Below are 16,628 nucleotides of genomic sequence, written 5' to 3' on the forward strand. Positions count from 1 at the left end.
CCTTCGGCGCGATCGAATCCAGTCCATCGTCCACCGCGCCTAACGGTGGCGGAACTGATTGCGTCCATTGCTTGACCGCGCGTTCTCACCGTCGTTCACCTTAGACAACTCTTAAGTAACTGCCAAACGGACGCGATAATTGAGGCGTGATTCACACCCGTTCGAAATATGGGCGTCGCCTCATCCCGCGAGCGTTGGGATTGCGCCAACGTCGGGTTTAACCGGACCGGGACGGGCTCGGCACGACACGAGCGCCCTGGACCGGACCACTAGCCGCCCGCACCGTGCGACACACCCCCGCCCCGGCGAGTTCGGTGCCTACATCAACGGCGGCGCCGGCCGATCCGCACAGGAACGCGCACGTAGGTCCCGACCCGGACACGACGCCGGCCAGGGCACCTGCTTCGACGCCCGCGCGCAAAGTACGGCGCAGCGACGCGTCGAGGCTCAGCGCCGCGGGTTGCAGGTCGTTGCCCAGCAGTGGCGCCAGCTGCGTCGGATCCCCCGAAGCCAATGCCGCCAGGACCGGCTCTGGGGATTCCAGCCGCGGCGGTAGGTCACGGTCACCCGCCGCGCGCAAACGGTCGATCTCGGCGAACACCTTCTGGGTGGATAGTCCGTCTGCGGAGAACGCCAGGACCCAGTGGAACGTGTTGCGGGCAAGAACTGTGGCCAGATCCTCGCCGCGACCGGTGCCCAGGGCCGTTCCACCGTGCAGGGCGAAGGGCACGTCGCTACCGAGCTGAGCCCCCATCGCGTGCAAGTCGCGTTTCGGCACGCCGAGCTCCCACAACGAGTTCATCGCCACCAATACCGCGGCCGCATCCGCACTGCCCCCGGCCATGCCTCCAGCGACCGGGATCGTCTTCTCGATCGAGATCGCGACATCCGGGGCCCGACCGACGTGCTCAGCCAGCATTTCGGCCGCCTGCCACGCGAGGTTGCGGTGATCCATCGGCAGAGAATCTGCGCCCTCGCCCGATATCTCCAACGTCAATACATCGGCAGTGGTGACCGTCACCTCGTCGAGCAGCGACACCGCATGGAAGACGGTGCTCAACTCGTGATAGCCGTCATCGCGCCGATCCCCCACCTCCAGGTAAAGGTTGACCTTGCCGGGAACCCGGACGCTGACCGCCCCGGTGGGAACCCACTCTGATGCGATATTTCCGTCTCGGGTGGACACCGCACGACACTAGCGCCGCATTCATCGACGGGGGTGCCATACCGAGGAGAGGATGCCCGCCGGACCGAACCGCGACGCGCTGATCTGCGAACGTCGGATCGGGGCCGGCACGTCAGATCGGAGCCGGCTACCAAGTCCTCAGGAGGTTCAAGTCCTCAGGAGGTTCAAGTCCTCAGGAGGTTGCCGGCCTCGGAACTAGCGTCGACATCCACCTCGACATCGACACCCGCATCAGCGTCGGCCGCGGCCGCGGCCTCAGGACTAGCTTCGACATCGGCGGCGGCGTCGGGCACGACATGCCAGTCTTCAGAGCGTTGAAGCAATCGAACGAAGTCCGCGACAGCCAGCGTCTCACCTCGGCGTGCCGGGTCGATGCTGGCAGCCAGCAGCCGACTGGCCGACTCGTTGCCGGAGCCCGCCCACTTGGCGAGCGCATTTCGCGATGTCTTTCGTCGCTGGGCGAAGGCCACATCGACAAGCTCGAACACCTGCTTGCGGAACTCCGGGTCGGTAGGCCACGGCGAAGTCTCATACCGATCAATACGTACGAGGCCGGAGTAGACACGTGGTATGGGCCAGAACACCGTCGGCGACACCATGCCGTAGCGGCGGACTTTGCCGAAGAACCGCACTTTCACGCTGGGCACCCCGTAGTCCTTGCCGCCAGGTTCGGCGGCGAGCCGCTCGGCGACCTCCGCCTGCACCATCACCATGACGGTGCGGATCGACGGGAACTTTGCGAGTAGGTGCATCAGCGCCGGGACGGCGATGTTGTAGGGGAGGTTAGCCACCAGGGCAGTAGGCATCTCGGTCAGATCCGACTGCTCCAACGTCAAAATGTCGCTGTTGAGCACGGTCAACCGGTTGATCTCGCTGTGCGAGTGGTCCGCGATGGTCGTCGGCAGCTGGCGGGCCAGCACCGGATCGATCTCGACTGCGGTCACCCTGGCGCCACGATCGAGCAGCGCCAGCGTCAGCGAGCCCAGACCCGGACCGACCTCGAGCACATGATCGGAGCGGTTGACCCCAGAGGCCGAAACGATGCGGCGCACGGTGTTGGAGTCGTGAACGAAGTTCTGGCCGAACGACTTGCGCGGCCGGAAATTGATCGCCTTAGCGAGGTGACGAATTTCGCTTCGCCCCAGCAGCCGAATTGTCACGACACACCGATCCTCCCACTACAGGTCGGCCACGCCCCCCATCCTTGCCGCGACCGAGTAATTTCAGCAATCGCGATCTGCTCTTCCCTCGTTGCCAGATCCGCCCTTCCAGCATAACGCAGACCACCACTGCGCTCCCAGGTGTTTTGGTCAAATTGGACGCCACCAAAATAGCCGTTGCCGGTGTTGATGGCCCAGTTACCACCCGCTTCGCAGCGCGAGAGCGCGTCCCAGGTGGCTCCGTTGGAAACCGGGGGCACTTCGGTGCCCGGCTTCGCGCCGACCCTGAGCACACCATCGCGCGCCGGAGTGACGACGACGTTGGCTACCGGCAGCCTGCCCGTCTCGAGCCCGTTGACGGTAGAGATCGCGAACGTGACGTCCTGAGTTCCGGGGCTACCCGGATCCTCGACGATCTGACGGCTCATGTTGAGCGTCTCGTCCTCGATGCGCTGGTTGTTCGGGGCCAGCGGCTTCTGCTCGGTGACCTTGGTGATCCGGACCCGGGTGACCTGAATCACCATGTCGTCAACTACGGGTGACGCCGGTGCGGGAATGACGGTATCGCTTTGCTGCAGTGGGACTCCCGCTGCAGCCAAGAAGGCCCCGACGTTAGGCGCGGCGAGACGGACCGTGCGGATCGCACCACCGTCGTCCAGGTGCACCGTCCTCGGGCTGACCACCGGCAGCGACATACCGGCAAGCGGGACGCGACTGGCGCGCGAGGCCGCTACGGGCGCCTTGTCGGTCATCTCCAGCTGAGCCAATGCCTCCTGCACCGTCGATGCGGTGGTCCAGACCTGTTCGGCGCCGCCCCCGTCCGTCGAGATCGTCAGGGGCCGGCTGCGACGCAGCACAATGGCCTCGGACTGCTGGACGGGTGAGTCGGCGGCCGGGTACAGATCATCGCGGTCCTGGACCGTGAATCCGTTCTCGTTGACAACGTCGATGACGCGGCTCTTCATCGTCGACACCGTCGTCGAAGCGCCGTCGACCGTCAGCGTCACGGTCTTGTGCGCGGCCACCGCAGTTCCGCCGGCAAATACCAATGCCAGCAAAATCGCCGCCACCACCAACCGCATCACCGGCGAACGCGCGACATGAAGTTTATTCAGAGCATTCATAGTGTCGTCTATCCCGACTAGGCAGTACGGACAGCACAGCGGCCGGTCCGTATTTGATTACAAGACGGTAACGAAAAGGTCTAGAAGCGGCAACTCTGCAGCCCGTAGATTCGTTCCGCCGTCGCGGAACTCTGCTCAGCGATCATCTCCGCGGGCCGGCCGACGATGTCGGCCAGCGCTCGCACAGTGTAGGGCAGGCAATAGGGCTCATTAGGGGCCCCGCGGTACGGATGCGGGGTGAGAAACGGCGCGTCCGTCTCAACAAGCAGCTGGTCGGCAGGAATCAGTCCTGCGGCTTCCCGCAGCGCATGGGCATTTTTGAAGCTCACAGTTCCGGACAGGCTGAGCAACCACCCCGCCGCCACGCACTCACGCGCCATCACCGCGTCCGAGGAAAAACAGTGAAATATCACAGTTTCGGGAGCGCCCTCGGCGCGCAATAGGTCGAGTACCTCAGCATCGGCGTCGCGGTTGTGGATCATCAGCGGCTTACCGGTCCGTTTGGCCAGGTCGATGTGCCAGGCGAACGCTTCGCGTTGTTCGGCCGGCGTCGCACACCCCTCCAGCCGACCGGGCCAGTACATGTCCATGCCCGTCTCGCCGATCGCGACGACCCTCGGGTGCCCGGCCAACCGCTCGATCACCGCCCGTGCCTCCTGGGTCAGCGCATTCGCGCGGGTGGGGTGCAGCGCCACCGCCGCGTATACCCTCCGATCCCAATCGGCGGCTTCCACCGCCCACCGCGCGGAGGCCAGATCGTCGGCGATGGTGACTACCGCTCGCACTCCGACCGCGGCCGCGCGGTCCAGGATCGCGTGTACGTCGTCGGCGTCGGTGGCTCCGCACGCGTCGAGATGGGTGTGAGCGTCGATCAGTGGTGCGAGCGGCTCGGGAAGGGGCGGCGGCTCACGCTTAGATCGCACGCCAACACCTTAAGGTGACTTCCTGATGACTGACTCTCCCCCCGGCGCGGGGACGCGCACCCCCGGAACCTCTCCCCCCGGCGCGGGGACGCGCACCCCTTACTACATCACCACAGCGATCGCCTACCCCAACGGGACGCCGCACATTGGCCACGCCTACGAGTACATCGCCACCGACGCGGTCGCCCGGTTCAAGCGCCTCGACGGCTTCGACGTCCGCTTTGTCACCGGTACCGATGAGCACGGACTCAAGATGGCACAAACCGCGGCCGCCGAAGGTATCCCGACCGCCGAATTGGCGCGGCGAAACTCCGACGCGTTCCAGGCGCTCCAGGAGCAACTCGGAAGCTCCTTCGACCGTTTCATCCGCACCACCGACGTCGACCATATTGAGTCGTCCATCGCAATGTGGAATGCGATGTCCGCCGCGGGGGACATCTATCTCGACTCCTATTCGGGCTGGTACTCGGTGCGCGACGAGCGCTTCTTCACCGATGACGAGCTCGAGGAACGACCCGATGGGTCGCGCATCGCCATCGAAACCGGTGCCGAGGTGACCTGGACCGAGGAGCAGACCTACTTCTTCAGGCTGTCGGCATACGCCGAGCGTCTGTTGGCGCACTACCAGGCCCATCCCGAGTTCATCGGCCCCGATGTGCGGCGCAATGAGATCGTCAGCTTCGTGTCGGGGGGGCTGCGGGACCTTTCGATCTCGCGCACCACGTTCGACTGGGGAGTGCCGGTCCCCGAGCACCCCGACCACGTCATGTACGTGTGGGTGGACGCGCTCACCAACTACCTCACCGCAGCCGGCTTCCCTGACACTGCGTCGGAGACGTTCGGCAAATACTGGCCCGCGGATCTACACATGATCGGCAAGGACATCATCCGGTTCCACACGGTGTACTGGCCGGCGTTCCTCATGTCGGCCGGGATCGAACTGCCGCGCCGGGTCTTCGTTCACGGTTTCCTGCTCAACAGCGGCGAGAAGATGAGCAAGTCGGTCGGCAACGTCGTCGACCCCACCGCTCTGATCGAGATGTTCGGACTCGATCAGGTGCGCTACTTCCTGCTGCGTGAGGTGCCCTTCGGGCAGGACGGCAGCTACAGCGAAGAAGCGATCATCGGACGGATCAACGCCGATCTCGCCAATGAGTTCGGCAACCTCGCTCAGCGGTCGCTGTCGATGGTCGGCAAGAACCTCGACGGCGTGGTGCCCGAACCCGGCGCGTTCACCGACGCCGACCGCGAGCTTCTTGCCCTCGCCGATGACCTGTTACCCAGGATTCGCGCGCACTTCGAAGTCCCGGCCATGCATCTCGCCCTGGAAGCGATCTGGTCGGTGCTGGGTGCGGCCAACCGATACTTCTCGGCGCAGGAGCCGTGGGTGCTGCGCAAGACCGACACCGAAGAGGCCCGGCTGCGTTTCGGCACGGTGCTCTACACGACGCTCGAGGTCGTACGCATCGCTGCGCTGCTGACTCAACCCGTGATGCCCGGGTCGACGGCCCAACTGCTCGACCTGCTCGGCCAGCCCGATGATCAGCGGACCTTCTCGGCGGTACCGGTACGTCTGAGGCCCGGCTTGGCGCTACCCCCACCGGTGGGGGTTTTCCCCCGCTACCAAACCGACTGACGCGGATCTCCCTACAACAGTCACGGTGCCCAGACAGACGTGCCCAGACGGATCGGCCGGTAGCCCACGCCACAGCGCGTTCGACTGGCGTCTGCCAAGCTGAGCGGGTGCGCATTGAGCGGCTGGGCGACCTGGGTAGTGCACCATCGGTGCTCAGTCTCCTGGCCGCGGCGACGACGCGCCTCGGCCTGCCCGCGCCCGCCGCCCTGATCGGTGAATGGTTCGGGTCACGCGCGGTCATCGCTCCTTCGCTGGTGACATCCACGGTGGCAACCGGCGACGTCTTTGACGTGGCCCCCGGCAGCCGCGATGACGGGCCCGTCGGGGGCGGCTGGTTTGGCTACCTGTCCTACCCCGACTCAGGGGCCGACGGACGTGGCCCGCGAATACCAGCGGCGGCGGGCGGCTGGTCAGACACCGTGCTGCGATGCGACGGCAGCGGCACCTGGTGGCACGAAAGCCTTTCGGGAGCAGCACTTTCGAACTGGGTCGCCGAGGCACTGCAGACGCCACCAGAGGACCGAAACGCCGTCATCGCCTGGGGTGAGGCCGACCAGGCGGCACATCACCGCGGTGTGCTCGCCTGCCTTGACGCCATCGGCGCCGGGGAGGTGTACCAGGCGTGTGTGTGCACGCAGTTCGCCGGAACGCTCGATGGCGACCCCGTCGACTTCTTCGTCGACGCCGTGTCGAGGACCGCTCCAGCCCGCGCGGCCTTCGTCGCCGGGGACTGGGGCGCGGTGGCGTCGCTGTCGCCGGAGTTGTTCCTGCGCCGGTGCGGTGACGCGGTGACGTCGAGCCCGATCAAGGGCACGCTGCCGGCTCACGCCGATCCGGCCGGACTGCGGGCATCGGTCAAAGATGTCGCGGAGAACATCATGATCGTGGACCTGGTGCGCAACGACCTTGGTCGGGTAGCGCGCACCGGGACGGTGTCGGTAGTCGAGCTGCTCGCGGTGCGCCCAGCGCCGGGTGTGTGGCATCTGGTGTCGACCGTGTCGGCGCAGGTGGCGGTCGAGCTGCCGATGGCCACGGTGTTCGACGCGACTTTTCCGCCCGCGTCGGTGACCGGCACGCCGAAGACGCGGGCCCGTGAGCTGCTCACGACTTGGGAGCCGCACCGACGCGGAATCTACTGTGGAACAGTTGGTTTGGCTTCTCCGGTGGCGGGCTGCGAACTGAACGTGGCTATCCGTACCGTGGAGTTCGCGGCCGACGGCAGCGCAATACTGGGCGTCGGCGGCGGCATCACCGCGGATTCCAGTCCGGAGCGCGAATGGGAGGAGTGCCTGGACAAGGCGATCCCGATCATCGGCGGGGCCGACGACCGCGTCCGACGAAGATCTCCGCCGGTAGCCTGGGCCCGCTGACCCGGAGGGCACTCAGTCCCGCGCCCGCAGAACCGCGTCATACAGCGCACGGCGCGAGGGTGCGCCGGGATTCGCTGCGATCACCCTCGCGCAGGCGTCCTTGACCCGTACGCCAGCCTCGACCAGCCGGTTGACGTCGGCGACCAGGACATCTGGGTCAACCCTGGGCGTCGCGCCGGCCAGCACCACGGTGATCTCCCCGCGAACGCCGTCGGCAGCCCACTCGGCGAGTTCGCCCAGCGAGCCACGCACGACCTCTTCGTGGGTCTTGGTCAGCTCCCGGCAGACCACCGCCCGGCGCTCGGGCCCGAGGACCTCGACAGCGTCCCGCAGGCACTCGCCGAGCCGGCGTGGCGACTCGAAGAACACGCTCGTCCGCGGTTCTGTCGCCAGCGACTGCAGCCACGACCCTCGCGCCGCCTGCTTGCGAGGCGCGAAGCCCTCGAAACAGAACCGTCCTGAAGGCAGCCCCGCCACCGCCAGCGCCGTTGTCACCGCGGACGGGCCGGGGAGGCAGGCCACCGCCAGCTTGTGCTCGATGCACGCCGTCACCAGCCGGTAGCCGGGGTCGCTGATCAGCGGCATGCCGGCATCACTGACCAGCAGCACCGTCGCCCCGGCACGAATGTCCTCGACCAGCGCGGGGACCCGGGAGGCCTCGTTCTGGTCGTACAGGCTGACGACCCTGCCGGCGAGGCGGACCTCCAGAGCCTGGGCCAACGTACGAATCCGCCGGGTGTCTTCGGCGGCGATCACGTCGGCGCTGCCCAGAGCCGACACCAGCCGGGCCGAAGCATCCGACGGCTGGCCCAGCGGTGTGGCCGCGACGAGGAGCCGGCCGGTGGTCATTTCGGCGGGCAGGAGCGTAGCGACCCGGGGGGTTTCATTTCGGCGGGCAGGAGCGTAGCGACCGGGGGAACATCAGCACAGCCTACGATCGCAGGCGTGAGCGCCCCGGCCGACGAACTCGTTGTTCGCCACCGCGCGGCTCCCGTGATCAGCCCAGGCCCGCTGGTGCCGGTCGCCGATTTCGGTCCGATCGACCGGCTGCAGGGGTGGGCGATGACCGCGGTCATCACTGCGCTGGCCGCGGTGACGCGGCTCATCAACCTCAGGTCACCCACCGATGCCGGAACACCGATCTTCGACGAGAAGCACTACGCGCCGCAGGCCTGGCAGATGCTGCACAACAGCGGCGTCGAGGACAACCCGGGCTACGGGCTCGTCGTGCACCCGCCGGTAGGCAAGCAGCTGATCGCGATCGGCGAGGCGCTGTTCGGCTACAACTCGCTGGGCTGGCGCTTCTCCGGGGCGGTGTGCGGGGTCGTCCTGGTCCTGCTCGCGGCCCGCATCGCGCGGCGCATCAGCAGATCAACGCTCGTCGGTGGCATCGCGGGTCTGTTACTGATCTCCGACGGTGTCAGCTTCGTCACCGCGCGCGCCGCATTGCTCGACGGGTTCCTGACGGTATTCATCGTCGCAGCGTTCGGCTGCCTGATCGTCGACCGCGACCAGGTCCGCGAGCGCATGCACGTCGCCCTGCTGGAGGGCCGCATCGGCGAGACACCGTGGGGTCCACGCCTCGGGGTTCGGTGGTGGCGGTTTGGCGCGGGCGTTCTTCTGGGACTGGCCTGCGCGACCAAATGGTCGGGGCTGTACTTCGTGATGTTCTTCGGCGTGATGACCGTGGCATTCGACGTCGCCGCGCGCCGCCAGTATCGCGTTCCACGACCATGGCTGGGCGTTTTTCGTCGCGACGTGGGCCCGTCGCTGTACGCGCTGGTACTCATCCCGTTCGGGGTGTACCTGGCGTCGTACACGGCGTGGTTCGCCTCCGAGACGGCAACCAACCGCTACGAAGTCGGCCGGTCGATCGGACCGGACAGCGTCGTGCCGATGCCCGATGCGGTTCGGTCGCTGTGGCACTACACCTACGCGGCCTATCGCTTTCACTCCGGGCTGACCAACGCCGATGGAAACCATCACCCGTGGGAGTCCAAGCCGTGGACGTGGCCGATGTCGCTGCGGCCGGTGCTGTACGCGATCGACACCGAGAACATCCCGGGCTGCGGCGCGCAGTCGTGTGTCAAAGCCGTGATGCTGGTCGGCACGCCGGCGATGTGGTTCATCGCGGTGCCGGTGCTGGCGTGGGCGCTGTGGCGGGCATTCGTCAAGCGGGACTGGCGATATGCCGCGCTGCTGGTGGGCTACAGCGCGGGGTTCCTGCCCTGGTTCGCCGACATCGACCGGCAGATGTACTTCTTCTACGCCGCGACGATGGCGCCGTTCCTGGTGATGATGATCGCGATGATTCTCGGCGATATCCTCTATAAACCGGGGCAGAACTCCGAGCGCCGAACACTCGGCCTTCTCGTGGCGTGCTGCTACGTCGCGTTGGTGATGACCAACTTCGCATGGATGTATCCGATTCTCACGGGTCTGCCGATCTCGCAGAGCACGTGGAACCTGCAGATCTGGCTGCCCTCCTGGCGATAGGCGCGCATGCCCGCGTCAACCCGTGGCCGAGCGTGAAGGCAACTTTACGCTCGCCATCTGAGCGTGAAGGTAGCTTCACGCTCGGAGTTGACACGGCGAACTGGGGCAGGGGGCACACTGGGGCACTTTGGCCTGGGCGGCTAGAGCGACCCGGGCGGCTAGAGCGACCCGGGCGGCTAGAGCGGATCGCGGGCTGCCGGGCACGACATGCAGCGCGGCCCACCTCGACCGGTACCCAACTCGGAGGCCGCGATCGTCAGCACTTCGATACCCGAATCGACTAGCCGAGAATTGGTTTCGGTGTTTCGCGCGTAGGCCACCACAACGCCCGGTGCCAGCGCCAGCGTGTTGTTGCCGTCGTCCCATTGCTCGCGCTCAGCTGTGACGGAGTCCAGTCCGGTGTCGATGACACGCAGCTTGCTGATGCCCATCGCGTCGGCCGCGGCGTCGACGAACGGCGCCGCCTCATCGATCTTCACACCATCGGACGCGGGCCGAATTGTGAACGCGGTCAGCGAGTCCACGATGTTCGGGTACATCACGACGGCGTCGGTGTCCACCATCGTGCACACGGTGTCCAGGTGCATCTGGGCCCGTTCCTGGGCGATCGGCACCGCCAGAACCGTGTCGGCGAGGTCGTCTTCGAAGAGGCTTCGCGCCAGCGCCTCGGCGCCTGCGGGTGTGGTTCGCTCCCCCACTCCGACCGCCACCACGCCGGGCGCCAGCAGTAACACGTCGCCGCCTTCGACAGGCGCCGATCGCGACTCGTAGGCGCGGCGAACGCCGAGAAACCGCGGGTGATGCGCGTAGATCACATCGGTCAGCGACGTCTCGCGGGCTCGCGCGGGCAATGCCAGCGACGTGATGGCAACCCGCGGACCGATCCACACCGAGGAATCTCTGGCGAAGAGCAGGTTCGGCAGCGGATCGATGACGAAGTCCCCGCCGTGGTGCATGCGGCGCACCAGCGACCGTTCGTTCTTCTGGTTCTTCCCAAACGGCAACTCATCGAATGTCATTCCGGCCATGAGCACCTGGGCCATCGCACCTGCGTCGAGTGTGCGCAGGTAGGTAGAGAGCTCCTGGGCCAGTGGCGAACCCAGTCGCCGAGAGTCGACGGCTGCGGCGATGCCGTGCATGCGCGCTGCACCACTGTTGGCGAGCGCTTCGGTCAACATGTCGCCGAGCAGCAGCACCTCGACGCCTCGAGAGCGCAGCAGCGCTGAAAACGCGTCGTGTTCCTCCTGCGCCTTGGCCACCCATGGCAGACCGTCGAACAGCAGCGTGTCGTTGTTTCGTGGCGTCAGCCGCTGCAGTTCGAGGCCAGGCCGATGCAGGATGACCGCACGCAGCGTGCCAACCTCCGAATTGCAGCCCAACACAGCCTCTGTCACATCTAGCACCGTAAACCCAACGGTCAACTCGAAAAACCACATAGTCGCAACAAAAAGTGAACCCCGACCGCAGCGACGATCGACGTGATACGCCGCGACCGAGCAGGGAAGTGCCCAGTCGCCTCATGTCGAGATCCAGGTGATTCGAACGCTTGTGCGATAGGCTGTGCCCCATGGAGCCGGCACTGCAAAGCTCTCTGTTCGATCACGCGGATCGGCGCAACCTCGGCGACGGCGCATGGCTCGAGATTCGTTCCGGGTGGCTGCCTCAGGACGACTCGCAAGCCGATTCACTGTTCGGCGAACTACGCGATTCGGTCCAGTGGCGCGCCGAGCGTCGCCAGATGTACGACCGAGTCCTTGATGTTCCGCGCCTAGTCAGCTTCTACGATTTCAGAGATCAATCCGCAGCGCCGCCCCATCCCCGACTCACGCAACTCAGGAGACGCCTCAACGACGCATACGCCGGCGAACTCGGCGAACCGTTCGTGACAGCTGGGCTGTGCCTCTACCGCGACGGCAACGACAGCGTCGCTTGGCATGGCGACAACATCGGCCGGAGCAGCGCAGAGGACACTATGGTGGCGATCGTGAGCCTGGGCGCGACAAGGGTTTTCGCGCTTCGGCCACGCGGGGGCGGAGCCGCGCTACGACTCAGACACAGTCACGGGGACCTGCTGGTGATGGGCGGATCCTGCCAGCGCACCTGGGAACACTCCATCCCGAAGACCGCGCGGCCTACCGGAGCGCGCATCAGCATCCAGTTCCGGCCCCACGACGTACGGTGAGCTGCGACCAGGTGCGCGACGACCATTGCCCTACGACTGGGTGAGCTCAAACCAGGTGCGCTACGAACAGGTGCGCTACGACTAACGGGCTCGGCACTGCGCCTCGCTGCTTCAGCCGCCACCTTGGACCAGGGCCACCGCCCGGGTAACCAGCTCGCGGGCCCGCAGCGTGTCCACGGGGACGATGGGGGCGTCGGGTTGCACCAATGAATTGGCGGTGACGATCACGATGAAATTGCCGAAGCCTGCGACGTAGTTGTAGAGCTCGCCGGTTCGTGCCTCACCGCCTGCGTTCGTCTGCAGCACGCGGTGGGTGCCGACGATGTGCGCCCCCTCGACGCGGGGCGCCTCGACCACCTCGACCGTGCCGCGAACCCCGGGGCCGTTGAATGTCACTGTGTGGCACTGTTCGGTGGGAGTCTCGACCGGCACTGGTTCAGAGGTCTCGAGAGCGATCACGATGTAGCGCACGCCCTCGCCCTCGGCGGTTGTCGCCGCCATGTTGCCCTTCACCCCGGCTGGCACCGCCTGTCGGCCGGCCGACGCGCCACAGACCTCGGGCTGGAAGCTCAAGCCCGGGGGCAAGGTCTGCGGGCCGAGCAGACGCGGGTCGATCGCGGCCGGTCCGACGTTGCTTACCGTGAACGGCGGACCGAAGCTGGACGTGATGTCAGCGACGTTGGCGATGTCGGCGTCGGCGAGGTCCAGGTCCTGGCCCGAACCGCACCCCGCCGAAAGTCCGGCGCTGGCTGCCGCCAACAGACTGGCCAGCGTCCTCTTCGCGTTGGACATCGCCGCAAATGTACCCGTGGACGACGGCTCAACCACGCATCGCCGACAAGGCAGTCTTCAGCAGGTCGGTCGCGAATACGGCGCCGAGGGTGGGACTGGACGATCCGGGGTCGGTGATCAGCGCTACGAAGCACACATAGTCCGTCAGGTAGGCGACCAACGTTTCTGTGCGCGAACGCGTTTCCGTTCCTCCCTCGACCACGATGGTCACGACGGTGCTCATGGCGACGGTCTGAGCGGCGTCGACGACGGGCCCGGGATGCGCGGTCACGGTCCCGGTGGCGCGCCCGGACGTCAACGTCCACTGCTCACACCGGGCGAGCAAGGCCGGGTCGGGCGCCTTCGGGTCGCTCGATCGGGCGACCACGGCATAGACGATCCCGCCGGGCCCCGATGCCGACCAACCCCTCGTCGTCGCGGAATCGACTGCGGGCGTTGCCAGCGCCAGGCACTGTGAGGGCTCGGCGACAGCCTCGTCCCCGAAGCTCCATAACGCGATCGGCGCGGGCGGTCCGGCGTAGGCAGCGACCTCATACCCGTTGGGGAGTTGGTCGCGGGCTCGATCAATTCTCGTGGGGTCGATCTGCCGGGAGACCGCTTCCCCCGCGGACGACGTGGCCACTGACTGCTGCGACTGCCCGCATCCGGTGCCCAATAGCGCCAGCGCAAGTACGGCGAGCAGCCTCACGACCTGTTGATACCACGCGGTCAGCAGAGGTTAGTGCGCGACGCTCAGACCGCGCCGGGGTCGTGCCGAGGCGCCTCCAGTTCGGGGGCAGGTTCGCCTGAAGCGCTCGGTGTGCAGCGGGCATCGGCCGCACACCACGGGCGTGACGCCCTCGAACGGCCGGAACGACGCACGAGAGCGGCATCTGCAAGAAGATGGGGGTGCCTTTCTGTAAGAAGTCGGGCACGGGCGGTAAACTGCCCTGCGATCCGGCTTTGGTCGCGCGCAGATCGCGTCGACGCCACGGGCCGAGGAATACAGGAGACGACATGACCACCAACATGCGGACCGGCGTCATCGCCATCGCAGCGGTCGCCCTCGGAATCGGCCTGTCAGGGTGCGGCTCGGACACCCAGACGGAGGAGTCGGCGACGACGTCGGCGACCACCAGCAGCGAGGCTCCCACCACATCGGCCGAGGCCGCGGGGCCCGCGATGACCATCGTCGACTACATCAGAGATAACAACATCACCGAGACCGTGGTGAACCGGGGCGACCCCGGTGCCCCGACCATCGATCTGCCCTTCCCTCCAGGATGGGAAGACATGGGCGGCCAGACGCCCGAATGGGCATACGCCGGCATCTTCTTCACCGGTGACCCCGCTATGGCCCAGGACCCGCCGACGATCATCGCGATCGTCTCGAAGCTGACGGGCGACGTCGACTCGGCCGCGATTCTCGACCTTGCGGCCGGCGAAATCCAGAACTTGCCCGACTTCGAGGGGCCGAAAACCGGCAAGCCCAGCGCGCTCGGCGGGTTCGATGCGACGCAGATCGGTGGCCTCTACGTCAGGGACGGCGTCAACCGAATGATCGCGCAGAAGACGGTGGTCATCCCGAGCGGAGACGACCTCTACGTGCTGCAGCTCAACGCGGACGGCACTGAAGAACAGGCGAGGCCGCTGATGGACGCCACCAAGCTCATCGACGACGAGACCACGATCACGCCCTGAGCCGGAGCCTCAGAGCCTCGACACGAGCGCGGCCACCGGGGCCGAAGTCATTCAACCGCCCGGATGACCTGGCGGGCAACGTCGCGGATCTGCCGGATCAGCTCGGGCGAGATGGGCAGGTCCTTGGGTTGGGGCACGTCGATCTCGGTGGTGACGACGCCCAGATCGTCACGTTGCCAGGTCGCGCCGAAGCGATCGAGGATTGCGCGCATTGCCTGATTGTCGCTGAGCACCCGCGCGGTAAAGCGCTGCACGCCTTCGGCCCCCGCAGCCACCGCGATAGCGCCTAGCAGGAAAGTGCCGATTCCCCGGCCTTGGTATGCGTCACCGACGATGAATGCGACCTCGGCTTCGGCCGGGTTGCCTTCGTCGCGCACGAAACGTGCGTCGGCGACCACCGGACCGTCGGGCCCGTTGGTCAGCACGAACACGAAGTGTTCCAGGTAGTCCACTTCAAACAGGTAGCTCATCAGTGTCTTCGACGGTGACCTGACCGACTGAAAACGCCGATAGAGCGTCTCGCCGGAGAACTCGACCGGGCCGTTGGCGGCGCGTTCGATGTCGCCGGGCAACACCGGGCGTAGATACAGGACGGTACCGTCCCGCATCGTTGTCGGGATCGGCGTGACGAACGCGGCGAGGCGCTGGCGCGCCGTCCGGACCAGCCTGTCGATGATTCCTGGCACGTCGAGCATGGTCGCGAAGGCCTCCCGGCCGCCGACCCATCCGGTCAGCGGTTCGGTGGCCATCACGGTCGCGGTACGCGGCGCATTACGCAGAAGTGCGATCTCGCCGATGATCAAGCCCGGCGTCACCTCGATGACAGTGTCGTGACCGTCGGAGCCGACATGGGAGACTTCAGCGCGGCCGGATTCGATCAACAGAAAGGACACGGCCAACTCGCCCTGTTGCATCAGAACCTGACCCGCAACGGCCTTCAGCGGCCGCAACTGCGCGGCCAACGGGATCAGCGCCGCCACCGGGGTCTCGGCGAAGACCTCCAAGACGGCGAGCTCATCGGCTTGCACAACGGTCAGGCCGGACACGTCACGAGGTTACGGCGGCTTGGTGCGGGCGGGCAAGGAAGCCTTGCGGCCGATATCATCGACGAGCCCGGGCAAGGCTCAACGATACGGGCGGGCATACTCAGCCAGAGAGGGCAAGATGGCAGTGACCGGGCCTCGATTCAGCACCCACGCAGAGCTATTCGACCTCACCGGGAAGCGTGCGCTGGTCACCGGGGGCACCCGCGGTATCGGCCTCATGATGGCACGCGGGCTACTGCAGGCCGGCGCCAGTGTGGTGATCTGCTCCCGCAAGCGGGACGCGTGTGAACAGGCGCAGGCCGACCTGTCCGAGTTCGGCGACGTGCAAGCCATTGCGGCCGACCTGTCTCAACACGACGAATGCCTGCGGCTGGCCGAGTGCGTCGCCTCCGACGGTGACCAACTGCACATCCTGGTCAACAACGCCGGCGCGACGTGGGGTGAGCCCATCGAGAGTTTCCCGGACTCCGCCTGGGACAAGGTGCTCGATCTCAACATCAAGTCGCCGTTTTGGATGGTTCAGGCGTTGTTACCGGCCCTCCGAGAGGCGGGCACCGCCGATGATCCCGCCCGGATCGTCAATGTCGGCAGCATCGACGGCATTCGTGTCAGCCCCCTGCCCGTCTATTCCTATGCCAGTAGCAAGGCGGCGTTGCATCAGCTGACGCGGGTGCTCGCCCGGGAACTCGGACCACAGCACATCACCGTGAATGCCGTTGCGCCAGGACCGTTTCAGTCGAAGATGATGGCGGCCACCCTGGAAGAATTCGGCGACGCGATCGCAGCCTCGGCGCCGTTGGGCCGAATCGGGCGCGGGGACGACATGGCAGGCATTGCCGTCTTTCTCGCCAGTCGGGCGGGCTCCTACCTCACCGGGGCGGTCATCCCGGTTGACGGCGGCATCTCCACGACCGCCGGCTGAGACCGTCTTCGGAGTTCGGGATCGACCAACACGCAGCAGGCTCATCCCGAACCGCCCAAAGGTGGTGGAGCTAAGGGGATTCGAACCCCTGACCTTCTCGATGCGAACGAG

Annotated in this window: 15 protein-coding genes; 6 read left to right on the forward strand and 9 right to left on the reverse strand. The window is 66.3% G+C overall.

The features are described from left to right. Window positions 1–217: 217 nt before the first annotated feature. The 4 genes from ACPGXI_RS04400 to ACPGXI_RS04415 form a co-directional block, all read right to left on the reverse strand. Window positions 218–1,186, reverse strand: a complete 969-nt coding sequence (locus ACPGXI_RS04400) for a 4-(cytidine 5'-diphospho)-2-C-methyl-D-erythritol kinase (RefSeq protein ID WP_526650185.1) — start codon at window positions 1,184–1,186, stop codon at window positions 218–220. Window positions 1,187–1,350: 164 nt separating this feature from the next. Beyond that, window positions 1,351–2,346, reverse strand: coding sequence for a 16S rRNA (adenine(1518)-N(6)/adenine(1519)-N(6))-dimethyltransferase RsmA (rsmA, locus tag ACPGXI_RS04405; protein WP_526650187.1), 996 nt, complete (start codon window positions 2,344–2,346; stop codon window positions 1,351–1,353). After that, window positions 2,343–3,470, reverse strand: a complete 1,128-nt coding sequence (locus ACPGXI_RS04410) for a transglycosylase family protein (RefSeq protein WP_526650189.1) — start codon at window positions 3,468–3,470, stop codon at window positions 2,343–2,345. The genes rsmA and ACPGXI_RS04410 overlap by 4 nt, the downstream gene beginning before the upstream one ends. An 80-nt stretch (window positions 3,471–3,550) precedes the next feature. Next, window positions 3,551–4,393 (reverse strand): TatD family hydrolase, encoded by an 843-nt coding sequence (locus ACPGXI_RS04415; RefSeq protein ID WP_526650191.1) that lies wholly within the window; start codon window positions 4,391–4,393, stop codon window positions 3,551–3,553. Between the two features lie 25 nt (window positions 4,394–4,418). Here ACPGXI_RS04415 and metG point away from each other — a divergent pair, with 25 nt between their 5' ends. Beyond that, complete coding sequence (gene metG / locus ACPGXI_RS04420) at window positions 4,419–6,029, forward strand: methionine--tRNA ligase (RefSeq protein ID WP_526650192.1); 1,611 nt, start codon at window positions 4,419–4,421, stop codon at window positions 6,027–6,029. A 107-nt stretch (window positions 6,030–6,136) separates the two neighbouring features. Beyond that, the gene (locus ACPGXI_RS04425; protein ID WP_526650194.1) at window positions 6,137–7,399 is read left to right on the forward strand and encodes an aminodeoxychorismate synthase component I; all 1,263 of its coding nucleotides are present in this window, start codon (window positions 6,137–6,139) and stop codon (window positions 7,397–7,399) included. 12 nt (window positions 7,400–7,411) lie between these two features. Here the strand turns inward: ACPGXI_RS04425 and rsmI are convergent, their stop codons facing one another. Continuing rightward, entirely contained in the window at window positions 7,412–8,248 is an 837-nt protein-coding gene (gene rsmI, locus ACPGXI_RS04430) for a 16S rRNA (cytidine(1402)-2'-O)-methyltransferase (protein ID WP_526650196.1), read from the reverse strand. A 96-nt stretch (window positions 8,249–8,344) separates the two neighbouring features. On the opposite strand from rsmI, the gene ACPGXI_RS04435 reads away from it, so the two are divergent. After that, window positions 8,345–9,895, forward strand: a complete 1,551-nt coding sequence (locus ACPGXI_RS04435) for a dolichyl-phosphate-mannose--protein mannosyltransferase (RefSeq protein ID WP_526650198.1) — start codon at window positions 8,345–8,347, stop codon at window positions 9,893–9,895. Window positions 9,896–10,071: 176 nt separating this feature from the next. Here the strand turns inward: ACPGXI_RS04435 and arcA are convergent, their stop codons facing one another. Then, window positions 10,072–11,331, reverse strand: coding sequence for an arginine deiminase (arcA, locus tag ACPGXI_RS04440; protein WP_526650200.1), 1,260 nt, complete (start codon window positions 11,329–11,331; stop codon window positions 10,072–10,074). A gap of 131 nt (window positions 11,332–11,462) precedes the next feature. On the opposite strand from arcA, the gene ACPGXI_RS04445 reads away from it, so the two are divergent. Continuing rightward, the gene (locus ACPGXI_RS04445) at window positions 11,463–12,077 is read left to right on the forward strand and encodes an alpha-ketoglutarate-dependent dioxygenase AlkB (RefSeq protein WP_526650202.1); all 615 of its coding nucleotides are present in this window, start codon (window positions 11,463–11,465) and stop codon (window positions 12,075–12,077) included. A 111-nt stretch (window positions 12,078–12,188) separates the two neighbouring features. Here the strand turns inward: ACPGXI_RS04445 and ACPGXI_RS04450 are convergent, their stop codons facing one another. Both ACPGXI_RS04450 and ACPGXI_RS04455 read right to left on the reverse strand, forming a co-directional pair. Then, window positions 12,189–12,869, reverse strand: a complete 681-nt coding sequence (locus ACPGXI_RS04450; protein WP_526650204.1) for a DUF5642 family protein — start codon at window positions 12,867–12,869, stop codon at window positions 12,189–12,191. Between the two features lie 28 nt (window positions 12,870–12,897). Further along, on the reverse strand, window positions 12,898–13,557 hold the full coding sequence (locus ACPGXI_RS04455; RefSeq protein WP_526650206.1) for a DUF5642 family protein: 660 nt from the start codon (window positions 13,555–13,557) through the stop codon (window positions 12,898–12,900). A 308-nt stretch (window positions 13,558–13,865) separates the two neighbouring features. Between ACPGXI_RS04455 and lpqN the strand changes: the two genes are divergently transcribed. Beyond that, window positions 13,866–14,549 (forward strand): envelope biogenesis lipoprotein LpqN, encoded by a 684-nt coding sequence (gene lpqN, locus ACPGXI_RS04460; protein ID WP_526650208.1) that lies wholly within the window; start codon window positions 13,866–13,868, stop codon window positions 14,547–14,549. Between the two features lie 47 nt (window positions 14,550–14,596). Here lpqN and pat read toward each other — a convergent pair whose 3' ends face one another. Continuing rightward, window positions 14,597–15,595, reverse strand: coding sequence for an acetyltransferase Pat (gene pat / locus ACPGXI_RS04465; RefSeq protein ID WP_526650210.1), 999 nt, complete (start codon window positions 15,593–15,595; stop codon window positions 14,597–14,599). A 118-nt stretch (window positions 15,596–15,713) separates the two neighbouring features. On the opposite strand from pat, the gene ACPGXI_RS04470 reads away from it, so the two are divergent. Next, on the forward strand, window positions 15,714–16,517 hold the full coding sequence (locus ACPGXI_RS04470) for an SDR family oxidoreductase (protein WP_526650212.1): 804 nt from the start codon (window positions 15,714–15,716) through the stop codon (window positions 16,515–16,517). Window positions 16,518–16,628 lie beyond the last annotated feature (111 nt).

This window comes from Mycobacterium sp., from assembly GCF_049608025.1.
In the GTDB taxonomy this organism is placed as follows: domain Bacteria; phylum Actinomycetota; class Actinomycetes; order Mycobacteriales; family Mycobacteriaceae; genus Mycobacterium.

Excerpts from the sequence above, each read along its gene's own strand:
- ACPGXI_RS04410 (WP_526650189.1), bottom strand. The coding sequence starts at position 3,470 with ATGAATGCTCTGAATAAACTTCATGTCGCGCGTTCGCCGGTGATGCGG.
- metG (WP_526650192.1), top strand. The coding sequence starts at position 4,419 with ATGACTGACTCTCCCCCCGGCGCGGGGACGCGCACCCCCGGAACCTCT.
- rsmI (WP_526650196.1), bottom strand. The coding sequence starts at position 8,248 with ATGACCACCGGCCGGCTCCTCGTCGCGGCCACACCGCTGGGCCAGCCG.
- arcA (WP_526650200.1), bottom strand. The coding sequence starts at position 11,331 with ATGTGGTTTTTCGAGTTGACCGTTGGGTTTACGGTGCTAGATGTGACA.
- ACPGXI_RS04445 (WP_526650202.1), top strand. The coding sequence starts at position 11,463 with ATGGAGCCGGCACTGCAAAGCTCTCTGTTCGATCACGCGGATCGGCGC.
- ACPGXI_RS04450 (WP_526650204.1), bottom strand. The coding sequence starts at position 12,869 with ATGTCCAACGCGAAGAGGACGCTGGCCAGTCTGTTGGCGGCAGCCAGC.
- lpqN (WP_526650208.1), top strand. The coding sequence starts at position 13,866 with ATGACCACCAACATGCGGACCGGCGTCATCGCCATCGCAGCGGTCGCC.
- ACPGXI_RS04470 (WP_526650212.1), top strand. The coding sequence starts at position 15,714 with ATGGCAGTGACCGGGCCTCGATTCAGCACCCACGCAGAGCTATTCGAC.